The 18,294-nt window shown below is 64.0% G+C and carries 15 protein-coding genes and 1 pseudogene; 9 read left to right on the top strand and 7 right to left on the bottom strand.

Annotated features, from left to right (window positions below):
* Positions 1-22: 22 nt before the first annotated feature.
* Positions 23-1,561: a bifunctional aminoglycoside phosphotransferase/ATP-binding protein gene (locus tag I6F20_RS34420; protein ID WP_225130441.1), complete on the top strand. Its 1,539-nt coding sequence runs from the start codon at positions 23-25 to the stop codon at positions 1,559-1,561.
* Entirely contained in the window at positions 1,561-2,547 is a 987-nt protein-coding gene (locus I6F20_RS34415) for a CHAD domain-containing protein (RefSeq protein ID WP_225130388.1), read from the top strand. Before I6F20_RS34420 ends, I6F20_RS34415 begins: the two co-directional genes overlap by 1 nt.
* On the opposite strand, the pseudogene I6F20_RS34410 reads toward I6F20_RS34415, so the two are convergent.
* A pseudogene (locus tag I6F20_RS34410) lies at positions 2,544-4,210 on the bottom strand (PHA/PHB synthase family protein). The gene I6F20_RS34415 and the pseudogene I6F20_RS34410 overlap by 4 nt on opposite strands.
* A 364-nt stretch (positions 4,211-4,574) precedes the next feature.
* On the opposite strand from I6F20_RS34410, the gene I6F20_RS34405 reads away from it, so the two are divergent.
* On the top strand, positions 4,575-5,303 hold the full coding sequence (locus I6F20_RS34405; RefSeq protein WP_225130386.1) for a CBS domain-containing protein: 729 nt from the start codon (positions 4,575-4,577) through the stop codon (positions 5,301-5,303).
* 12 nt (positions 5,304-5,315) lie between these two features.
* Here I6F20_RS34405 and I6F20_RS34400 read toward each other — a convergent pair whose 3' ends face one another.
* The 3 genes from I6F20_RS34400 to I6F20_RS34390 form a co-directional block, all read right to left on the bottom strand.
* Complete coding sequence (locus tag I6F20_RS34400; RefSeq protein ID WP_109143015.1) at positions 5,316-5,774, bottom strand: RidA family protein; 459 nt, start codon at positions 5,772-5,774, stop codon at positions 5,316-5,318.
* A gap of 21 nt (positions 5,775-5,795) precedes the next feature.
* Positions 5,796-7,487, bottom strand: coding sequence for a benzoate-CoA ligase family protein (locus I6F20_RS34395; RefSeq protein WP_225130383.1), 1,692 nt, complete (start codon positions 7,485-7,487; stop codon positions 5,796-5,798).
* 144 nt (positions 7,488-7,631) lie between these two features.
* Positions 7,632-8,150 (bottom strand): MarR family winged helix-turn-helix transcriptional regulator, encoded by a 519-nt coding sequence (locus I6F20_RS34390; RefSeq protein ID WP_225130381.1) that lies wholly within the window; start codon positions 8,148-8,150, stop codon positions 7,632-7,634.
* 250 nt (positions 8,151-8,400) lie between these two features.
* Here I6F20_RS34390 and I6F20_RS34385 point away from each other — a divergent pair, with 250 nt between their 5' ends.
* Positions 8,401-9,576, top strand: a complete 1,176-nt coding sequence (locus tag I6F20_RS34385) for an ABC transporter substrate-binding protein (protein ID WP_225130379.1) — start codon at positions 8,401-8,403, stop codon at positions 9,574-9,576.
* 30 nt (positions 9,577-9,606) lie between these two features.
* Positions 9,607-10,062: a cupin domain-containing protein gene (locus I6F20_RS34380; protein WP_225130377.1), complete on the top strand. Its 456-nt coding sequence runs from the start codon at positions 9,607-9,609 to the stop codon at positions 10,060-10,062.
* Positions 10,063-10,171: 109 nt separating this feature from the next.
* Here I6F20_RS34380 and I6F20_RS34375 read toward each other — a convergent pair whose 3' ends face one another.
* The 3 genes from I6F20_RS34375 to I6F20_RS34365 form a co-directional block, all read right to left on the bottom strand.
* Positions 10,172-11,422, bottom strand: a complete 1,251-nt coding sequence (locus I6F20_RS34375; protein ID WP_225130375.1) for a flavin-dependent oxidoreductase — start codon at positions 11,420-11,422, stop codon at positions 10,172-10,174.
* 298 nt (positions 11,423-11,720) lie between these two features.
* On the bottom strand, positions 11,721-12,557 hold the full coding sequence (locus I6F20_RS34370; RefSeq protein WP_036007565.1) for an enoyl-CoA hydratase family protein: 837 nt from the start codon (positions 12,555-12,557) through the stop codon (positions 11,721-11,723).
* A gap of 41 nt (positions 12,558-12,598) precedes the next feature.
* Entirely contained in the window at positions 12,599-13,360 is a 762-nt protein-coding gene (locus I6F20_RS34365; protein WP_225130373.1) for an SDR family NAD(P)-dependent oxidoreductase, read from the bottom strand.
* Between the two features lie 211 nt (positions 13,361-13,571).
* On the opposite strand from I6F20_RS34365, the gene I6F20_RS34360 reads away from it, so the two are divergent.
* The 4 genes from I6F20_RS34360 to I6F20_RS34345 are packed head-to-tail and all read left to right on the top strand — an operon-like array spanning position 13,572 to position 18,294.
* Positions 13,572-14,369, top strand: coding sequence for an alpha/beta fold hydrolase (locus tag I6F20_RS34360; RefSeq protein WP_225130371.1), 798 nt, complete (start codon positions 13,572-13,574; stop codon positions 14,367-14,369).
* A gap of 12 nt (positions 14,370-14,381) precedes the next feature.
* Positions 14,382-15,671 carry an acyl-CoA dehydrogenase family protein gene (locus I6F20_RS34355; protein WP_225130369.1) on the top strand — a complete coding sequence of 430 codons (1,290 nt, stop codon included), beginning with the start codon at positions 14,382-14,384 and terminating at the stop codon, positions 15,669-15,671.
* A 2-nt stretch (positions 15,672-15,673) separates the two neighbouring features.
* Positions 15,674-17,209 (top strand): class I adenylate-forming enzyme family protein, encoded by a 1,536-nt coding sequence (locus I6F20_RS34350; protein ID WP_225130367.1) that lies wholly within the window; start codon positions 15,674-15,676, stop codon positions 17,207-17,209.
* A complete protein-coding gene (locus tag I6F20_RS34345) occupies positions 17,206-18,294 on the top strand; it encodes an NAD/NADP-dependent octopine/nopaline dehydrogenase family protein (protein ID WP_225130365.1) in 1,089 nt (362 codons plus the stop codon). The genes I6F20_RS34350 and I6F20_RS34345 overlap by 4 nt, the downstream gene beginning before the upstream one ends.

The raw sequence follows: 18,294 nt of genomic DNA, 5'->3' as shown, positions 1-18,294 counted from the left end.
GGTGCTTGCCATGTCCGCTTCGATGAAGGATGACACGGCGGCTCAGGAGCGCATCTTTCGGATGCTGACCGACCATCCCGGCGTGATGCGCATCGACACGCATGCCGCCTCGGTGTTCCTGGACGCAAAGCGTGCGCTGAAGATCAAGCGCGCCGTCCGGTTTCCCTTCCTCGACTATTCGACGCTCGAAAAGCGCAAGGCGGCCTGCGAGGAGGAGATCCGGATCAACCGGCCCCTGGCGCCGCAGATCTATCGTGGTGTCGTGGCGATCACGGAAGAGGCGGATGGATCGGTGAAGGTCGAGGGCGCCGGCCGGCCGATCGAGTATGCGGTCGACATGTGGCGCTTCGACGAAAGCAGGACGTTGGATCATCTGGCCGAGGCGGGACCGCTGGACGCGAAGCTTGCCTCGGCCGCCGCTGACGCCATCGCGGCTTCGCATGCGGCGGCGACGCGCGCCGACGGAAAGGCATGGGTCTCCTCCATTCCGGGCCTGATCGACGGCAACACCGATGGGCTGCGGGCCGGCGGCCATTTCAGCGCAGACGCGATCGAGCAACTCGGGAAGGCTTCGGATGCGGCCTATCTGCGTATTCGTCCCCTGCTCGCAGGGCGCGGCAGCCGGGGCTTCGTGCGCCGCTGCCACGGCGATTTGCATCTGGCAAACATCGTCATGATCGATGATCGGCCCGTGCTGTTCGACGCGATCGAGTTTGACGCGCAGATGGCGACGGTCGACGTGCTCTACGATCTCGCATTCACGCTGATGGACCTGTTGCAGCACCACCAGCCGAGCGCGGCAAACATGGTGCTGAACCGCTATCTCGCCGCGACGCCGGCCGACAATCTCGATGCGCTCTCGACCCTGCCGCTGTTCCTGTCCATCCGGGCGGCGATCCGCGCCCAGGTGGCGCTGGCGCGACTGAAGCCGCCGCACTCCGACGATCCCGGCATCGTCGACCAGGCACGGCGTTATTTCGACCTCGCCGGGACGCTGATCCGTCCTCCTGCTCCGCGTCTGATTGCGGTCGGCGGACTGTCCGGCACCGGAAAGACCGCCTTGGCGCACGCGCTCGCGCCGGTCGTGGCACCGGAGCCGGGCGCCGTCGTGCTGCGCAGCGATCTCGTCCGCAAGCAGATGTTCGGGGTCGAGGACACCCACCGCCTGCCGCCTTCAGCCTATACGCCGGAGGTCACGGCCCGCGTCTATGACACGCTGGTGCAGCAGGCCCGGCGGGTGCTGGCGCAGGGCCATTCGGCGATCGTTGACGGCGTATTCGCGCGCGAGGACGAACGCGATGCGATCGCGGCGCTGGCGCGCGAGTGCAACGTGACGTTGAACGGGCTGTTCCTGGTCGCAGACCTTGCAACCCGGCAAGCGCGCATCGGCGACCGCCGGGGAGACGCATCGGACGCCACGCCGGAGGTTGCCGCGCTGCAAGAGCACTATAATATCGGCCATGTCGGCTGGGCGACCATCGATGCATCCGGGACACAAGAGCAGACGCTTCAGAACTGCCGGAACGTCATCGCTGAGGGGCAAACAAGGCAATCAGACTGATGCGGGCAAGGAAGTCGCGATCCACCACGCGCTCGACGGCAAATGCGCATGCCAAGCCGGCAACGCGGCGCAATGTCCTGCCCGCCCGCCTCAGCCCCGGCATGGCCTGCGACACGGCCTTCCGCATCATCGCCCGCCGACACCTCGGCGCGGTGATCGCTCAGCACGACGGCACCTGCCGCGGCGATCCGGATGCGCTGCACCAGATCCGGATCGCACTGACTCATCTGCGGACTGCCATCCGCTTCTTCTCGCCAATGGTCGACGATAACGTGCGACCGGAAGTCTGGGCCGAACTGAAATGGCTGAACAGTCAGCTCGGCATGGTGCGAGACCTCGACGTGGCCATCGAGCGGATCGTCGCAGAGAGTAGCGACGAGCTCGCGGTGGTCGCCGAGCTTCAGCGCTGGGACGAGAAACGCGCGGAGAGCCATCGGCTGCTGGCGCGTGCGCTGCAATCGGCGCGGTATCGCCGCCTGGTCGAGCAAACCTCGACGTGGATCGAAAGCGGCCCCTGGTCGACCCGCCGCAGCAAGGAAGCGATCCGGTTGCGCCGCTGCACCCTCGCCGACCATGCAACGGAGCGGCTGACCGAGTGGGAGACGACGCTGCTCAAGAAGGCCCGTAAGCTGAAGAAGCTCGATGTCGAGAAACGTCACAAGCTGCGGCTCCTCAACAAGCGGATGACTTACTCGGTCGAGTCGCTTGCGGATCTGTTCGCCAATGGGGTGGCGACGAAGCAAAAGTCCATCCTCAAGCAATTGCGCAAGGCACAACGGTCGCTCGGTCAATTGAACGACGATGCGCGCGGACAAGCACTAGCGGCGTCGTTGAATGGCGCCGGCATCGAGGCCAGCCGTCGCTTCCTCAACCGCAAACGCGAGAAGAAGCTGTTGCGGAAGGCGTCAACGGCCTATCGCAAATTGGACAAGGCCAAACCGTTCCGCTCTTCGGATCTCGCGCCGAGATCGGAGCCGGAGGCCTAGGTGTGGACGTAGTCCCCCGGCGCATCCGGCAGGCCGAGGGCGTCGCCAAGTCCGATCTGCGGCGGATCGCAGGGGGCGCCGGAACGTGCCGCCAGCCAAGTGGTCCATTCCGGCCACCATGAGCCCTCGACGCGCGGCGCCAGCTTCAGCCATTCGTCGGCACCGACATAGGGCGCATCGGCAGCCTTGGTCAGCACCTGATAGAAGTGGCCCTCCTCCTGCGGAGGCGCCACGACACCGGCATTGTGACCGCCGCTGGTCAACAGGAACGTCACGTCGGCATCGACCTGATAATGGATCTTGTAGACGGATCGCCAGGGCGCCACGTGATCGGCGAGCGTGCCGACCACGAACATCGGGGTATGAATGTCGGACAGCGAGATGCTCCGGCATTCGACCCGATAGCGACCTTCCGCCAGATCGTCGTTCAGGAACAGCTTGCGCAGATACTCCGAGTGCATGCGATAGGGTAGCCGCGTGGCGTCGGCATTCCAGGCCATCAGGTCGCTCGGTGGCGAGCCGTCGCCCATCAGATAATCACGCGAGAGCCGCGACCAGATCAGCTCGTTGGAGCGCAGGAGCTGGAACGCGCCCGCCATCTGTGTCGTGTCGAGATAGCCGCGCTGCCACATCATATCTTCGAGAAAGGCAACCTGGCTCTCGTTGATGAACAGCGTCAATTCGCCGGCCTCGGTGAAATCGGTTTGCGCCGCGAGAAGCGTGACGGTGCCGAGACGGCTATCGCCGTCCCGCGCCATGGCCGCCGCGGCAATCGACAGCAACGTCCCGCCAAGGCAATAGCCGAGCGCATGGATCTTCCGGCCCGGCACGATCTGCCCGATCATGTCCAGCGCGGCCATCACGCCCAGCTTGCGGTAGTCGTCGAAGGCAACATCCCGATCGTTCGGATCCGGATTGCGCCAGGAGATCGCGAAGACGGTGAAGCCCTGAGCGGTCAGGTATTTGACCAGGGAGTTCTGCGGCGACAGATCGAGGATGTAGTACTTCATGATCCAGGCCGGCACGATCAGAATCGGCTCCGGCCGCACCTGCGCAGTCGTCGGATGGTACTGGATCAGCTCGATCAGGCTGTTGCGGTAGACGACCTTGCCGGGCGAAGCCGCCACCGTCTTGCCGACGACGAACTGATCCTCCCCGGCCAGCTTCGAGCCGGAGAGCAGACGCATCAGGTCGCTGCACCAGTTCTGCCAGCCGAACACGAAGTTCTCCCCGCCGCTTTGGAACGCTTTTTCCAGCACCTGCGGATTGGTGGCGGCGAAATTCGAGGGCGCCAGCATGTCGAGCATCTGGCGCATCGAGAACTCGACGATGGCCTCATTTGCGTGCGACGCGCCGCGTATGCCGGTCGTGGCATCGTGCCACCAGCGTTCGGTGAGCAGAAACGCCTGCGCAAGCAGATTGAACGGCGCGGCTTCCCATTGCCGGTCCTTGAAGCGGCGATCCCGCGCCTGCGGCCGAATGACGGACCATGGTTCTTTGGATGTCGCGTGAGCGGCAGCTTCAGGAAGCGGCCTGAGTCGCGGAAGATATTGCGGAAGAGCTCCATCTGGTGCTGAGGCGCCGCCGCAAGATGCGCGCCCCAATCGAGCCAGGCGAGCGACAAGGCCACAGGCGAGATTCCGCCCGTGAACCGCGCCAGCATGGCATGAAACGCGCGATCGAGTGGATACGAATCCGTCGTTTGCGGGCAAGTGCAGTCAGCCGGCGTGTCTGCGACCCTTTCGGAAATCCCGGCAGCCGGCCTGGTAGCGGGAGCTTGCAGCGGCGCTTCGGCCCGTGGAAATATTTTTACGACGCTCATGGCTCATTGTTCCTGCGGGCTTCCGTTCTACGCCTCCGGCAGGATATGGCGACGCTTCCGCCGCGCGTTGAGCTGCATCAAATCGCGGCACGGATCAAAATCGGTCAATCAAGGCAAGCTTTGTCCGCTTGACCTGAGTCAAACCGCACCCCGATGGACTCACTAGGCTTTGTCCATTGAAATTGACATGCCAGCGGAGTTGTCCATGCGCGCCCACCAGATCATGACCCGGTCGGTCATCTCGGTTACCCCCGACACCAGCATCGTCGAGGCGGCCAATATCATGCTGAAGCGACATGTGAGCGGCCTCACGGTGGTCGACGCTACCGGCAAGCTGGTGGGCGTGGTGTCGGAAGGAGATTTCATCCGCCGCAGCGAGATCGGCACCGGGCGCAAGCGCGGGCGCTGGCTGCGGTTCATCCTCGGTCCGGGCAAATCCGCCAGCGACTTCGTTCACGAACGCGGCCGCAAGGTCTCGGAAGTGATGACCGACCTGCCCGTAACCATCACCGAGGATACGGCGCTTGCGGAGATCGTCGATCTCATGGAGCGAAACAACGTCAAGCGGCTGCCGGTGGTGCGCGGCGACAAGGTCGTCGGAATCGTGTCCCGCGCCAACCTGTTACAGGCCGTGGCCGGGCTCGCCCGCGAAGTGCCGGATCCAACCGCCGATGACGACCACATTCGCAGCCGCATCATCGACACTATGGAGAAGAACGACTGGTGCCCGTTCGGGCTGAACGTCATCGTGCGCGACGGTATCGTTCATCTCAGCGGCGTCATCACCGAAGAGCGCGCTCGGCAAGCCGCGATCGTCGCCGCGGAAAACGTCGAGGGCGTGAAGAAGGTGCACGATCATCTCTGCTGGGTCGACACCATATCCGGCGTCTACCTCAACTCGCCCGAAGACGATGAGCTCGCCAAAGCGAGCTGATTGCCGCGGAGTTCAGCTCGGAATGACGGCGGTGGCTTCGATCTCGACGCGCGCCGCCTTCTCGACGAGGCGGACGACCTGTACCAGGGCCATCGCTGGATAGTGCGTTCCGAAGACGTCGCGGTAGATCCTGCCGAGCTCCTTCAGATTGGCCAGGTACTCGTCCATGTCGACGACGTACCAGGTCAGGCGCACGAGGTGCTCGGGCCGGGCACCGGCCTCGGCCAGGATCGCTGCGATGTTGTCCAGGGTCTGGCGCACCTGCGCGACGAAGCCGTCGGCGAGACGCTCCTCGGCGTCCCAGCCGATCACCCCGCCGGTGACGACGATGCGTCCTTCGGCAGCCATGCCGTTGGCATAGCCCTTCGGCAGCGGCCAGCCTGACGGCTGCAGGATCTGCGCCTTGGTGCGCGTTCCATCCTCGGCTGCGGTCGGCAGGACCGCGAGTTGCGGGCTTTTCGGCGTCGTCACAGACAATTCTCTATCCTTCTCTCATTCCGCGGCGACGCCTGAGGACGTCACTGCAGCCTGCGCCAGCTGCCGCAGGGCAAAGCGCTTCAGCTTGCCGGTCTCGGTCTTCGGCAATTGCGCGACGAACTCGATGGCGCGCGGATATTTATACGGCGCGATCTCGCGTTTGACGTGCTCTTGCAACTCGGCCACCAGCTGAGCGTCAGGGGTCACGCCGGGCGCGGCAATGACATAGGCTTTGACGATCATGCCCCGCGCCTCGTCCGGCGCGCCGACCACACCGCATTCGGCGACCGCCGGATGCGCAAGCAGCGCCGCTTCGACGTCAGTTCCTGCGATGTTGTAGCCGGCCGACACGATCATGTCGTCGGAGCGCGACTGGTACCAGAAATAGCCGTCGCTATCCATCAAATAGGTGTCGCCGGTGATGTTCCAGCCGTTCTGGACGTATTTCCGCTGCCGCTCGTCGGCCAGATAGCGGCAGCCGGTCGGCCCGCGCACGGCGAGAAAGCCCATCGTTCCGGGCGGCACGTCGCGGCCCTCATCATCGACGATCTTGGCTTCATAGCCCGGCACGGGCTTGCCGGTGGCGCCGGGGCGGATCTCGTCCTCGGTCGCGCTGATGAAGATGTGCAGCATCTCGGTCGAGCCGATGCCGTCCATCAGCTTGATCCCGGTCGCCTTGAGCCAGGCATCGAATGTCGGCTTGGGCAGAGTCTCGCCCGCGGAGACGCATTTGCGGAGCGAAGAAATGTCGCGGCCTGCGAGCTTGCCAAGCATGGCGCGGTATGCGGTCGGCGCCGTGAAGCAGACCGTGGTCTTGTACTGCTCGATCGCATTCAGAATGTCGTCCGGCGTCGTCTTCTCCAGCACGACGAAGGAGGCGCCGATATGCATCGGAAACAGCACGCCGCCGAAGCCGAAGGTGAAGGCGAGCGGCGCCGAGCCGATAAAGCGATCGTTTTGCTCGGCGCGCAGAATGTTGCGCGCATAGCCGTCACAGACCGCGAGCATGTCGCGGTGGAAATGCATGGTGCCCTTGGGATCGCCGGTCGTGCCCGAGGTGAAGGCGATCAGGCAGATGTCGTCGGCGGCGGTATCGACCGCCTCGAACTCCGGACTGGCATCGGCGATCAACGCTTCGAGCGAATCCGCCGCGCCATTGCCCCAATAGACGGCCCGCTCGAGGCCCGGTGCCGCAGCCTTCGCCTTCTCCATCTCCTCGGCGAGCTTTCCATCGCATAGCGCCAGCGTGATCTCCGCCTTCTGGATCGGATAGGACAGCTCCTTGGCGCGCAGCAGCGGCATCGTCGCCACGCAGATTCCGCCGGCCTTGATCACCGCGAGATAAGTTGCAACCATCATCGGATTGTTGGCCGAGCGCAGCAGCACACGCCCGCCGGTGACGAGGCCGAGCTTGCCAACCAGCACATTGGCGATGCGGTTCACCAGCGCCTGCAGCTCGCGATAGGTGTAGCTGAGGCCTGGGCTGATGACGCAAGGGGCATCGCCGTGGCCCTGCTCGACCCAGCGATCGAGGAAATAGCTGACGCAGTTCAGTCGCGGCGGATAGTTCAGCTCCGGCCGCGTGAAGATGAATTCGGGCCAGAGCTCGCGCGGCGGCAGATGTTGCCGCGCGAACGTGTCGACATGGGCCGTCGCGGCGCTGCCGTCAGACGAGCCCGTCACTTGAATCTTGGCGGCGTTGGCCATCGCACGCTCCTTTCAGCATGGATTGCACCCGGCAGCACGATCTGGAAAACATTTTAGGCTTAAAACAATTCGGCGCAATAGGGGATTTTGGGCATCCCGTGCTTTTTCATGCGGCAAAGGGTGTCGGGCTGTCGCGCCCGCAGGCTACGGCCGGCGGCGGGCGGCCGATTTCTGCGCGGACGCCTTGGTCTTGGCGAGGAGGCGCATCAATTCGCGCACATCCTTCGGGGAGAGATCGGCGAACAGATCGGCGATCCAGGTCTCGTGCTCGGCGGCCATCCTGCGGAACTCGGCACGCCCGAGCTTGGTCAGCCGGATCACCTGGACGCGGCGATCGGTGTCTGAGGTCCGCCGGTCGAGATGGCCTGATTCCACCAGGCGCTCCACGAGCCCGGTCACATTGCCGTTCGAGACCATCATGCGCTTGGAGACATCTGACAGGGTCATGCCGTCAGGCGCCTTGTCGAGCTGTGCCATCAGGTCGAAACGCGGCAACGTGACGTCGAACCGCTGCCGCAGCCGGCCGCGCACCTCGCCCTCGATCAGCGTCGTGCACGTCAATAGCCGCAGCCACAGCCGAAGCTCTTCGGCGTGGTCCTCCGGTGTTTCGACGGCCTTGGTCTCAGAATCGAGCATGTCGATGCAGTCACTCACGGCCGGCATTGGCGCGGGCGGATTCCCCCAACGTTTTGAGCTTCAAATAAATCCGAGCCGGCCGCAAGTCCAAAGCTGCAACAATCGACCGCACGCCAATTTCTTTAGGCTTCAAATAATTGGCGCGCAGCTTGCATGCATCGCTGCTCGCAGGATGCGACGCCCCGCGCTCGGCTTGCCGCGGCCGCCGTCATCGGCATAAGCTTTGGATTGGAGTACGTGGCTTGCAGCGCAAGCCAATCGTCACGAGGGACAGATCATGAAGACGAAAATAACCTTGGCCGCAGCTGCGATGCTACTCGGCACCGTGGTGACCCCTGCCCTCGCCCAGGAAAAAATCAAGCTGGGTGTGATCGTGACCCTATCGGGGCCCGCCGCAGCGCTGGGCCAGCAGGTTCGCGACGGCTTCGCCCTCGCCGTGAAGGATCTCGGCAGCAAGATGGGTGGCCGCGATGTCGAGGTCGTCGTCGTCGACGATGAGCTGAAGCCGGATGCTGCGGTGACCAAGGTGAAGGGCCTTCTGGAACGTGAGAAGGTCGACTTCGTGGTCGGGCCGATCTTCTCCAACATCCTGCAGGCCATCCACCGGCCCATCACGGAGTCGAAAACCTTCCTGATCAGCCCCAATGCCGGTCCGTCGACCTTCGCCGGCAAGGATTGCAACCCGTTCTTCTATGTGACCTCGTATCAGAACGATCAGGTGCACGAGATCCTCGGCAAGGTCGCGCAGGACCGCGGCTACAAGCGGATGTACCTGATGGTGCCGAACTATCAGGCTGGCAAGGATTCGGTGGCGGGCTTCAAGCTGGACTACAAGGGCGAGATCGTCGAAGAGTCCTACATGCCGCTGAACACGTTGGATTTCCAGCCGGAGCTCTCCAAGATTTCCTCGCAGAAGCCCGATGCACTGTTCACATTCATGCCGGGCGGCCTCGGCGTCAATCTCGTCAAGCAGTACCGGCAGGCCGGGCTCGCCGATACTATTCCGGTGCTCTCGGCCTTCACGGTCGATGAATCGACCCTGCCGGCACAGCAGGATGCGGCGGTGGGCATGTTCGGTGGCGCGAACTGGGCGCCCAATCTCGACAATCCCCAGAACAAGAAGTTCGTTGCCGCCTATGAGGCCGCCTACAACAGCGTTCCCGGCACCTACGCCTTCCAGGCCTATGATGCCGCGATGCTGATCGACAGCGCAGTCAAGGCCGTGAAGGGCAATCTCTCCAACAAGGAGGCCGTTGGCGCCGCGTTGAAGAAGGCCGACTTCACCTCGCTGCGCGGGGCCTTCAAGTTCAACAACAACAATTATCCGATCCAGGATTTCTACCTGACCAAGGTCGCCAAGCGTCCGGACGGCAAGTTCCAGACTGAGATCGTGCAGAAGGTGTTCGAGAATTATGGCGACCGCTATGCCAAGGACTGCAAGGCGGCGAACTAAGGCCGTGTATTGCGTTACGGGAGGACTGCAATGAAGAGCGAAATCACCGGCATCACGCGGGCCAATGAGGGAATTCAGGGTATTTCCTGGAACATCCTTGGCCAGACCTACGTGCCGAAGAGCTACGCCGAGAACAGCTTCTCCTGGCACGCGACGCTGCCGCCGGGCACCTTCGTGCCGCCGCACATTCACCCCGACCAGGATGAGTATCTCTATATGCTGGAGGGCAAGCTCGATTTCATGCTGGGCAATTCGGAGGCGCAGGCCAATGCGGGCGACCTGATCCGCCTCGGCATGGGCGTGCCGCACGGCATCTTCAACAAGTCGGAGCAGACCGCCAAGGTGCTGTTCTGGGTCTCGCCGAGCCGCAAGCTGTTCGACCTGTTCTGGGGTCTCCACAACATGAAGGAGCAGAAGCCCGAGGACGTCGTGGCGATGGCCGCCGAGTTCAACATCCACTTCCTACCGCCGCCGCCCGGCGGCTAGAGCATTGTCCGGAAAAGTGCGTAGCGGTTTTCCGAAAAGATCATGCTTAAACAAGAACCCTAAAGCGCGATGACGATTCGTCCCAATCGCATCACGCTTTAGGCGCGCTTCAGGCGCGCACCGCCGCGAGTCCGGGCACCGCGGCGAAACCTGCCTTGGTGGCATAGCCGCGCACGATGGCCTCGCGCTGGGAATAGCTCAGGACGTTGTCGACATTGTCGAAGCCGTCGGGCGCGAGCTGCTCGACGGCGTCGATAACGCCCTCCGGCCCGCCGCGCCGGTTGGAGCGGACGATTTCAGCCGTCATCGGCAGACGCTTCTTCTCGTATTCGAGCAAAGCCTGACGCGGGTGTTCGGCGCGCACCAGCACATCCGCAAGACAGCGCGCGTCGAGAATGGCCTGCGAGGCGCCGTTCGATCCAACCGGATACATCGGATGCGCGGCATCGCCGAGCAGCGTGACCCGGCCCAATGACCAATAGGGCAAGGGATCGCGATCGCAGGTCGGATATTCGTAGAATTCGGGCGTTGCCGAGATCAGGCTTTTCACGTCGATATAGGGCACCGAGAAGCGAGCCACATGCGGCATCAGCTCTTCGCGGCGGCCTGGCCGCGACCAGTCTTCCTTCCGCGGCGGCGGCGCGTTGCCCTCGCCCACCTTCACCAGCACCGCCCAATTGGTCAGGCGGCTCGCCGGGCTCGATCCTTCCGCGATCGGATAGATCACCACCTTGGCATTGAGACCGCCGGCCACGATCATCGATTTGCCGGTGAGAAACAGCGGCCAGTCGCGCGCACCGCGCCACAGCATGAGGCCGTTCCAGCACGGCGGCCCTTCGTTCGGAAACAGCGTCTCGCGGACGCGCGAGTGAATGCCGTCGGCGCCGATCAGGATATCGCCGCGCGCGGTGTGGACATGGGCGCCGGCGCGATCGAAGAAGTAAGCGGTGACGCCGCCCTCGTCCTGCGTGAAGGCGCCGAGCCGGCAGCCGGTGTGAATCGCCTCACGGCCCAACCGCTGCTCGACGGCACGATGGATGACGCCCTGAAGCCGGCCGCGATGGATCGAGAATTGCGGCACATCGTGGCCGGCGTCGATGCCGCGAGCTTCGCGCCAGACCTCCTGGCCATGGCGGTTGAGATAATAGAGCTGATCGGTGCGGATCGCGACCTCGTCGAGCTTCTGCAGCAGGCCGAGGCCGGCCAACTCCCGCATCGCGTGCGGCAGCGTGTTGATGCCGACGCCGAGCTCGCGAATGGTGTCGGCCTGCTCGAAGATCTCGCAATCCAGGCCGCGCGAGCGGAACATCAAAGCCGTCGTGAGACCACCGATACCGCCACCGACGATAATCGCCTTCATCGCCCTAACTCCACTCGAACCGCAGGCAATGGGTTAACGTCGCACGGGCGGTCACTCCGCCGCAAGCGGCTTTGTCGCCTCCGTCTTGAGCTCGGCCCGGGTCTTGGGCTTAGCCTTAATTATCAGCTCCTCGAGATCCTGCCGGTCGCGGAACCCGAATACATGCGCATCGGCGACATCACCGCGCGATTGGCGAACTTCATCTCACGCAGGCGGCAATCAAATTATTTTTAAGCCTAAAATAATCTCCCGCAAGTCCCCCTATTCGCTGGATTGGCTGCAGATAATTGCGACCGGCTCAGTCGCCCCTGAAGACCGGTTTGACCTTGTTGGCGAAAGCCTCGAAGGCGCGCTCGAAATCCGCCGTTGTCATGCACAGGGCTTGAGCCACGGCCTCCGCCTCGATCGCCTCCTCCACCGACATCGCCCATTCCATGGCCAGCATCCGCTTGGTCATGGTGTTGGCGAAGGTCGGGCCTTCCGCGACCTGCTTGGCCAGAACCTGCGCCTGGGGCAGCACCTGCTCTGGCGTGACGATGCGGCTGAAGAAGCCCCAGCGCTCGCCCTCTTCCGCCGTCATGAACCGGCCGGTGTAGAGCAGCTCGGAGGCGCGGGACTGCCCGATGATCCGCGGCAGGATGGCGCAAGCGCCCATGTCGCAGCCGGCCAACCCCACCTTGTTGAACAGGAACGCCACCTTGGCCCCGCTCGCCGCAAGGCGCATATCAGACGCCATCGCGATGATCGCTCCGGCCCCGGCACAGATACCTTCGACCGCGGCTACGATCGGCTGCGGACAGGCCCGCATCGCCTTGACGAGGTCGCCGGTCATGCGCGTGAAGGCGGTCAGACCCTTGGTGTCCATCTTCACCAGCGGGCCGATGATCTCGAACACGTCGCCGCCGGACGAGAAATTGCCGCCGGCACCCGTCACGACGATGGACTTGACCGCGTCGTCGAAGGCGCAGGCGCGGAAGAAGTCGGTCAGTTCCCGATAGCTCTCGAACGTCAGCGGATTCTTTCGTTCGGGACGGTTGAGCGTGACCGTCGCAACGCCGTCGACCGCGGCGAGCAGGAAATGCTGCGGTGAGTAATCCGCAAGCGGCACGGTAACGGGATTGGCTGGTCTGCTCATGGGATCTCCTTGGCTTTCTTTTTCCGCGCCTGCCAGGCAGGCTAGACTTCGCCACCGGCCACTGCGATCGCCTGTCCGGTGATCGAGCTCGCGCCCTCCCCGCACAGCCAGAGAACCGCGTCTGCGACCTCCTGAGGCGTAACCAGGCGCCCTTGCGGATTGTGCTTCGCGAGCTCGGCAATTGCCTGCTCGCGGGTCCGGCCCGTCTTCTTCACGATGTTGTCGATGCTCCCGGCGACGAGGTCGGTGTCGGTGAAGCCGGGACACACCGCGTTCACGGTGACGTTGCTTCCGGCCATCTCGAGAGCAAGGGAACGCACGAGGCCGATGACGGCGTGCTTGGCCGCTGCATATGCGCTGACATAGGCGTAGCCCTTGAGGCCTGCGGTGGACGCTACCGCGACGATGCGGCCGTAGGGACGATCCTTCATGCCCGGCAGCACGGCCTGGACGGCATGCACCACGCCCATGAAATTGACATCCATCATCCGGCTGAAGAGCGCGCTGTCCGATTTCGCGAACGGCGCCGATTCAGCGCTGCCCGCGTTGGCAATCAGGATGTCGATCGGCTTGCGCGCACTTGCCCCGGCGATCGCGGCTTTCAGAGACGCTTCGTTCGAGACATCAGCGACAGCCGCAAAGTGCGCGGCGCCTGCATTGACCGCCTCCTCGAGAACCGCCGCGTTCCGGCCAAGCACGGTCACGGTCGCACCGGCGCCGACGAGAGCGGACGCGATCGCGCGGCCGATGCCGCGCCCGCCTCCGGTGACCAGCGCGTGCGGCGAATGCGGCAATCCGGACATGCGCTGGCTCCCTCGGATATCGTGACCAGTGTTCGATATATTTTAACCTTCAAGTTTTTGCAACGAAAGCGGCGCTTGGTCGGGGAATGATGCAGCATGAGCGACGGCCCGAAAATTGCTTTAAGTATAAAATTATCGCTTTCCATCCTCGAAAGGCCTGTTAGCATCGAGGGGCCCAGCAGAAGGATGTCGCGTGTCGCAGCCTGTGCCAATGATAACAAAGGACGGACGCTTCGCCTACGAAGCCGCGGGCGATCCGGGCGCGATACCGCTGATCTTCCTGCACGGCATCGGCGGCGCGGCGCGGGCCTGGCGGGGGCAGCTTGCGACATTTGGCGACCGCTTCCGCGCGATCGCATGGGACATGCCCGGTTATGGAGGATCGGCGCCGCTTGCGAGCGTCAGTATCGCTGCCCTGGCGGAGGCGCTGCAGCAATTCATCGCGCAACTCGGCGTCAGCAGGCCCGTTCTGGTCGGCCATTCCATCGGCGGCATGATCGTTCAGAAGTGGCTGGTTCAGTCCCCCAAGTTGGCACGCGCAGTCGTGCTGGCGCAGACCAGCCCTGCGTTCGGAAAGGCGGACGGCGACTGGCAGAAATCATTCATCGCAGCGCGACTGGGACCGCTTGATCGCGGGGAGACGATGAAGTCGCTGGCCCCCTCCCTGGTGAAGGAGCTCGTCGGCGACGATCCCGATCCGAACGGGATGGAGGTTGCCCGCGAATGCATGGGGAGCGTGCCCGAAGCGAGCTATCGCGCCATGATGCTGGCTCTCATCGGCTTCGATCAACGCAGCACGCTCGGAAATATCTCCGTTCCCACGCTGTTGCTGTCCGGCTCAAAGGACAACAACGCGCCCGCGCCGATGATGGCAAAGACGGCGACCTATATCCCGGGGGCCGAATATGTCGAGCTGCCTGGCGTCGGCCATCTCGCCAATCTCGAACGCCCCGACGCCTTCGACGAAGCTCTCGGCCGGTTCCTGAACTCGCTCGCGACCAAAGCTTAAGGTAACTGCGCGATGACCATGCAAGTCAGCAAGACGATTGGCACGACCGACAAGGTCGCGCTGGATGCGCCGATCTTCGATCCGGTCGCATTCCGCTTGAACGACGAGCAGGCCGGCATCATCACCCGCGCGAGAGAGATTGGCCAGACCGTGTTTGCCGGTCGCGCCGCCACTTACGATCGCGAGGCGACTTTCCCGACTGAAAATTACCGCGATTTGCATCGCATCGGCCTGCTCGGCATCGCCGTGCCCAAGAGGCACGGCGGCCTCGGCGCCGATTACCAGACCTATGCCCTGGCGGCAGCCGAGATCGGCCGCTATTGCGGCGCGACTGCACTGACCTGGAACATGCATGTCTGCTCGACCCTGTGGTCGGGTCCCCTCGCCGACGATCTCGACATGGATGCTGAGACTCGTGCCGAGCATGAGCGGCGGCGCGCGGTGCACTACAAGCGCATCGTCGAGGACGGTGCGATCTATTCGCAACCCTTCTCCGAGGGTGGAGCTGCCGCTGCGGGCGGCGTTGCTTTCGGTACCGAAGCAAGGCCAGTCGCGGGTGGCTGGATCGTCAATGGCAAGAAGATCTTTGCCTCGCTTTCGGGCCACGCCGACTATTACGGCGTGCTTTGCACCGAGATGGAGCAAGGCGAGAAGGCGTCGCGCCGCAACACGCTTTACCTGGCGATATCAGCCAAATCAGAAGGCGTCTCGGTCGTCGGCGACTGGGACCCGCTGGGCATGCGCGGCACGGTTTCGCGGACGCTGCTGTTCAAGGATGTGTTCGTTCCGGAAGATTCGGCGCTGATGCCGCGCGGCGTGTATTTCCAGGCAGCTCAGCGCTGGCCGCACATGTTCCTGACGCTGTCGCCGACCTATATGGGCCTGGCGCAAGCCGCCTACGACTTCACCGTGCGTTACTTGCGCGGCGAGGTCCCGGGCATGCCGTCGGTCAAGCGGCGGATGTACCCGACCAAGCAGATCGCGGTGGCGCAGATGCAGATCAAGCTGGAGCAGATTAAGGCAATCTGGTTCCAGGCCGTGACCGAGGCGCGCGCCAATCCGAGCAAGGAGCAAGTGCTGCGCGCCTATGCCGCGCAATATTCCGTGATGGAGGGCGCCAATGAGCTCGCCGCGCTCGCGATCCGCACCTGCGGCGGTCAGGCCATGCTTCGCTCGCTGCCGCTGGAGCGAATCTATCGTGACAGCCGCTGCGGCTCGCTGATGCTGCCCTGGACCGCCGAGCTCTGCCTCGACCGGATCGGGCGCGAAGCGCTGTACGAGGCCGGTGAAACGGACGACTGACCGTGGACCTCTGTAGCCTGATCGACCGCAACGCGGCGTTCGCGCCAGACAAGACGGCCATTGCCTTCGAAGGGACGCGGCTGAGTTATGCGGCATTCGCCGCACGGATCGAACGGACCGCGACTGCCTTGAAGGGGGAGCTCGGCGTCGGCCGCGGCGATCGCGTCGCGATTCTAAGCCTGAACAGGCCGGATTATCTGGTTCTGCTTTACGCCTGTGCGCGGCTCGGCGCGATGCTGGTGCCGCTGAACTGGCGACTGGCCGTCGCCGAGCAGCTGTTCATTCTCGGCGATGCCGGCACCAAGGTCCTGGTGCTCGAGCAGGCGTTTTCCGGAGTGCTTGCCGAGCTGGGGCAGACCGCGGCAGGGACATCCGTCGTCGGCCTCGACTTCACGCCGCCTCGCGGCACGACATTCGAAGATTTGCTGGCCCGCGGTGACGGCACGAGCCGAAATCCACATACCGACCTCTCCTGCCCGCTGCTCATCGTCTACACGTCGGGCACGACGGGACGGCCAAAGGGCGCGGTGCTGCGCCAGGAGGCGCTGTTCTGGAACGGTGTCATGAGCCAGCACATGCACAACATGACGTCCGACGACCACGTGCTGACCGTGCTGCCGTTCTTCCACGTAGGTGGCCTCAACATCCAGACTACGCCGGCGTTGCAGCTGGGCGCGACCGTCACGGTCCATGCGCGCTTCACGCCGGATGCCGCGCTTGCGGCCATTGAAGGGGAACGGCCGACACTCACGGTGATGGTTCCTGCGATCCTTCAGGCGGTGAGTGAGCATCCCGCCTGGGCGACCGCTGATCTTTCCTCACTCAAGGCCGTCGCCACCGGCTCGACCATCGTACCGCCGCACCTGATCGAGCGCTTCGTCGCGCGCGACGTCCCGGTGCTTCAGGTCTATGGCTCGACCGAAACCTGCCCGATCGCCGTCTACACGCGGCTTGGCGGCGATCTTTCGCGCGCGGGATCGACCGGCCTTGCCGGCCTGTGCTGCGAGGCAAAGGTGATCGACCAGGCCGGCGAAGAACTGCCCGCGGGCACGCCGGGCGAAATCGCGGTGCGCGGTCCCAACGTGTTCTTCGAATATTGGGGAAACGACGCCGCAACGCGCGAGGCGCTGCAGGATGGCTGGTATCGCACCGGTGATATCGGCCTGTGCGATGCCGACGGCTATTTCTGGGTCCGCGACCGAAAGAAGAACATGATCATTTCAGGCGGAGAAAACATCTACCCGGCCGAGGTCGAGCGCGTCCTGCTCGAACACCCCGACGTCAGCGAATGCGCCGTGATCGGCCGGCCGGACCCGCGCTGGGACGAGGTGCCGGTCGCCTATGTCATTGCGAGATCCGGCTGCCGGCTCGAGGCGGACGAATTGAGGGCGCATCTTCAGGCGCAACTCGCGCGCTACAAAATTCCGCGCGAGATCGTCTTCGTCAACGACCTGCCGCGGACGGCGCTGGGCAAGGTCCAGCATTTCCTGCTGAAGCAGCTTGATGCGCAGTCACGGGCGCAAGGAGAAGCATCTTGAAGATCGCAGTTCTGGGTGGGGGAAACGGCTCTTTCGCGGCCGCGGGCGATTTTGCGCTGTCGGGGCACGAGGTGCGGCTCTGGCGCCGCGATGCCGATCAGGTCGCAGCGCATCGCGCCGCCGGCTCGCGCATTCTGGTCAAGGATCACAACGGCCGTCATGACGTGAAGCTGGCGCTGGTCACGACCGACATGGCGGACGCCGTCGATGGCACGGAGTTGATCCTGTGCCCGGCTCCGGCCTTCGCTCAAGCAGATATCGCTCGCCTGCTCGCGCCGCATTTGCGGGACGGTCAGGTCGTGTTTCTGCCGCCAGCGACGTTCGGCTCGATGATCTTCGCCCAGGCGGCCCGAGATGCCGGCAACAATGCCAAGGCCAGCTTTGCCGAAACGGGCACGCTTCCGTGGCTGACCCGCAAGCACGGACCGTTCGAGGTCGCGATCACCATCCGCGCCAAGCGGCTCCCGGTCGGCGTGTTCCCGCTCGAGCAGGCGCCCCACGCCCTCGCAGTGATCGGGCGCGCTTTCCCAGACGCGATCGAGACATGCGGAGACGCGCTGTCGGGCGCCCTGATGAACGCAGGTCCGATCATTCACCCGCCGTTGATCGTGATGAACGCAGGGCCGATCGAACATTTCGAGCGCTGGGACATTCACAAGGAAGGTACGCAAGCCGCGATCCGCCGGGTCACTGACGCGCTCGACGCAGAACGCATCGCAGTGCGCGAGGCACTTGGCTACGGCGCGCCACATTTCCCGCTGGCTCATCACTACGCGAGGGAAGGCGAGATCTGGATGTATGGCCGCGGCTCGCACGACCGGCTGACCGATTCCGGTGATTGGCGCGAGCGGATCGTGCTGACAGAGCACCGTTACATGCGCGAGGATCTGCGGCTTGGGCTGTCGCTGCTGGTGTCCGTCGCGGGCCTCGCTGGCGTGGACACCCCGCTGGCCAAAGCGTTTCTGTCAATCGGCGGCGCGGTCTGCGGCGAAGATTTTGCGCGAAGTGGCCGAACGCTCCAGACGCTGGGACTCGGCGAGCTCAGCAAGGCTGAATTGCAGACGCTGCTCCGCAATGGATTCTGA

This window comes from Bradyrhizobium sp. IC3123 (assembly GCF_020193625.1).
Classification (GTDB): domain Bacteria; phylum Pseudomonadota; class Alphaproteobacteria; order Rhizobiales; family Xanthobacteraceae; genus Bradyrhizobium; species Bradyrhizobium yuanmingense.
The sequence above is the reverse complement of the archived record's forward strand: the minus strand, read 5'-3'. Positions and strand labels throughout refer to the sequence as shown.

What these genes read in the sequence shown, in the direction of transcription:
- I6F20_RS34370 (WP_036007565.1), bottom strand. Translation starts at nt 12,557, where the DNA reads ATGAGCAGACCAGCCAATCCCGTTACCGTGCCGCTTGCGGATTACTCA.
- I6F20_RS34420 (WP_225130441.1), top strand. Translation starts at nt 23, where the DNA reads ATGAAGGATGACACGGCGGCTCAGGAGCGCATCTTTCGGATGCTGACC.
- I6F20_RS34405 (WP_225130386.1), top strand. Translation starts at nt 4,575, where the DNA reads ATGCGCGCCCACCAGATCATGACCCGGTCGGTCATCTCGGTTACCCCC.
- I6F20_RS34415 (WP_225130388.1), top strand. Translation starts at nt 1,561, where the DNA reads ATGCGGGCAAGGAAGTCGCGATCCACCACGCGCTCGACGGCAAATGCG.
- I6F20_RS34390 (WP_225130381.1), bottom strand. Translation starts at nt 8,150, where the DNA reads ATGCCGGCCGTGAGTGACTGCATCGACATGCTCGATTCTGAGACCAAG.
- I6F20_RS34360 (WP_225130371.1), top strand. Translation starts at nt 13,572, where the DNA reads ATGATAACAAAGGACGGACGCTTCGCCTACGAAGCCGCGGGCGATCCG.
- I6F20_RS34355 (WP_225130369.1), top strand. Translation starts at nt 14,382, where the DNA reads ATGACCATGCAAGTCAGCAAGACGATTGGCACGACCGACAAGGTCGCG.
- I6F20_RS34395 (WP_225130383.1), bottom strand. Translation starts at nt 7,487, where the DNA reads ATGGCCAACGCCGCCAAGATTCAAGTGACGGGCTCGTCTGACGGCAGC.
- I6F20_RS34385 (WP_225130379.1), top strand. Translation starts at nt 8,401, where the DNA reads ATGAAGACGAAAATAACCTTGGCCGCAGCTGCGATGCTACTCGGCACC.
- I6F20_RS34380 (WP_225130377.1), top strand. Translation starts at nt 9,607, where the DNA reads ATGAAGAGCGAAATCACCGGCATCACGCGGGCCAATGAGGGAATTCAG.
- I6F20_RS34375 (WP_225130375.1), bottom strand. Translation starts at nt 11,422, where the DNA reads ATGAAGGCGATTATCGTCGGTGGCGGTATCGGTGGTCTCACGACGGCT.
- I6F20_RS34365 (WP_225130373.1), bottom strand. Translation starts at nt 13,360, where the DNA reads ATGTCCGGATTGCCGCATTCGCCGCACGCGCTGGTCACCGGAGGCGGG.